Raw genomic sequence first — 1,634 nt, forward strand, 5'->3', positions numbered from 1 at the left:
CCCTTCCTGCGCCCGCTCGCGCCCTGGCCGGACCGCGCCGCGACGCCCGCGCCCGCCCCCGACATGCCGCCGCGACCGCCCAGTTCGCCGCCGCGCCAGGACGTCGTCCGTGCCGTCGAGGACGTCAAGCGCCTCCTCGGCGAGGGCCGCATCACCCAGGCCGTGGACATCCTCGGCGCGATCCTCCCGGCCGCCGCCGCCGAGCACGGCGAGCACTCGCCCGTCGTACGCACGCTCCGCAAGCAGTACGCGGCCACGCTCATGGACGACGGGCAGTACCGCCGCGCCCTGCCCGAGCTGCGGCGCCTCGCCGACGAGCGGGCCGCCGAGTCCGGCCACGCCGACCCGCACTCCCTCCAGTTCCGCTACGACGCCGCGCACTGCCTCGAACAGCTCGGCGAACCGGCGGCGGCGCTCGCCGAGTACCGCGCGCTGCTCCCCTATTACGAGAACCAGTACGCGACGGACGACCGCCGCCAGTCCCTGGAGATCCGCCGCCGCATGGGCCACCTGCTGCTGGCCCTCGGCGACCGGGGCGCGGCCCACGACACGCTGGCGCGGCTGCTGCACGACGCGGAGCTGGTGCACGGGCCCGGACATCCGTTCCCGGCGGAGGTCCGCCGGACGCTCCAGTGGCTGGGGCAGGTGCGGGGCTAGCTCCTCGCTCAGGTCCGAACGGTGGGGCGGAGGGTGCCCCAACTCCCGGGAAATCGTTGGGCGAATAGCTGTCGAATAGCTGGCCGAGAAGACGGTCACTGCCTACCATCGATCACCGCAAGACTTTGTGCACCGCCGCACAATCTCCACCGGGAGGCCCACCTTGCACCGCCGCACCAGCCGCCGTACCGCGCTCCTCCTCTCCACCGCCGCGCTCGCCGCGGCCCCCCTCCTCACCGCCTGCGGCAACGAGGCGCACCCCGGCGCCGCGGCCGTCGTCGGCGGCGACCGCATCACGGTCGCGCAGCTGGAGGGCCGGGTGAACGAGGTGCGCGACGCGCAGCGGGCCGCCGTCCCCGACGACGAGCGGTACGCGCAGGCCATCGCCAAGTCCGGCGGCCTCACCCGCGCCACGCTGCACACGATGGTCCTGGACAAGGTGCTGCACCGCGCGGCCGCCGACGCCGGGGTGCGTGTCACGCGCCGCGACATCCAGACGATGCGGGCGGGCCTGGAGAAGCAGGCGGGCGGCAGGAAGGCGCTGGAGGAGGGCTGGCTCCAGCAGTACAGCGTCGCCCCGTCCCGCCTGGACGACAGCCTCCGCACGGAGATCGAGGCCCAGAAACTGGCGAAGAGGCTGGGCGCGGACATGAACTCGCCGGACGGCCAGGCGCTCTTCTGGAAGGCGCTGACGGCCGCGTCCAAGAAGCTCGACATCGACCTGAACCCGCGGTACGGCTCCTGGGACGTCGACAAGAACAAGCGTACGGACGCGAAGACCCCGTGGATCCGACAGGTCACCGCCTCGGGGGCGGGGGAGCGGCAGGCTTAGGCGGAGAGCCCGGGGGCGAGGGCCTGTCTGACAATTCCCGCCTGCCTCGCGACGCCATGCACGCACTCTCGCCGCACCGGGCGCAGAGCCAAGTACGTCCAGTACGAGGCCCTACGCCCGGCACGCCGAGAGCACGCACCTGACG

General features: G+C 73.5%; 1 protein-coding gene and 1 pseudogene. Both read left to right on the forward strand.

Going from position 1 to position 1,634, the window contains the following annotated elements; all coding sequences use genetic code 11:
* Positions 1-657: pseudogene (locus GKQ77_RS32530) on the forward strand (tetratricopeptide repeat protein); the annotation flags it as partial.
* Between the two features lie 163 nt (positions 658-820).
* The gene (locus GKQ77_RS32535) at positions 821-1,489 is read left to right on the forward strand and encodes a SurA N-terminal domain-containing protein (RefSeq protein ID WP_219692750.1); all 669 of its coding nucleotides are present in this window, start codon (positions 821-823) and stop codon (positions 1,487-1,489) included.
* The last annotated feature ends 145 nt before the right edge of the window (positions 1,490-1,634 follow it).

The sequence above is a fragment of the Streptomyces anatolicus genome (assembly GCF_019400875.1).
GTDB lineage: Bacteria > Actinomycetota > Actinomycetes > Streptomycetales > Streptomycetaceae > Streptomyces > Streptomyces anatolicus.